The 615-nt window shown below is 46.2% G+C and carries 1 protein-coding gene; it reads right to left on the bottom strand.

Translation table 11 applies throughout. From position 1 onward, the window contains the following. Positions 1–177 precede the first annotated feature (177 nt). The gene (locus V7747_RS18550; RefSeq protein ID WP_335617469.1) at positions 178–471 is read right to left on the bottom strand and encodes a hypothetical protein; all 294 of its coding nucleotides are present in this window, start codon (positions 469–471) and stop codon (positions 178–180) included. Between the last annotated feature and the right edge of the window lie 144 nt (positions 472–615).

Below are 615 nucleotides of genomic sequence, written 5' to 3'. Positions count from 1 at the left end.
GCTGCAGGCCACTAACCAGTTAAATTCAATTCACTGATGTTGCACTTGGAACTTGAGGCGGCCCACTTTTAATTGAAGCTCATTGAAAAGCATGGAGTCTTTCCAAAAAATAACGTTAGGTTAAGGAGCGGACTTTAGCCCGTCCCAGTGAGCGAAGCGAACGATTTTAACCAGTTGCTAGGCAACTGGGCATTCGCTAATTGTACGAGCGAAATAGTACTCCACAGCACTAGCAATAGATTTATTATTCAACTCCGCCAATTGCTGCCTATTGAATTTTTGATCGGGCACTCCAGCCATAAGTGCTAATTTCGGCGCAATGGGCATGAACGGCCAATTTCCATATCCATCTGCGACTATGAACTCACCGTCTTGAGCTTCGAGCAAGCCCCACTTGAAGTACCTACAAGTATGCCAATCGCGATCAAGAGCAATTTGTATTTGTAGGCCTGTTGAGAATCTAGAAGCCATGACGCCTCCTTCCCTAACAAGTGACTGTGGTGTCAACACCCCAAACTAGGCTGTTTTTTTACGCCACGGCTCTTGGTTCTTGACCATGGTGTTGAGCATCACGATCATCTTTCGCATGCAGGCAATGAGGGCGACTTTTGGTAA

This window comes from Halopseudomonas sp., from assembly GCF_036960865.1.
Classification (GTDB): domain Bacteria; phylum Pseudomonadota; class Gammaproteobacteria; order Pseudomonadales; family Pseudomonadaceae; genus Halopseudomonas.
This window is presented reverse-complemented; position numbering and strand designations above follow the sequence as displayed.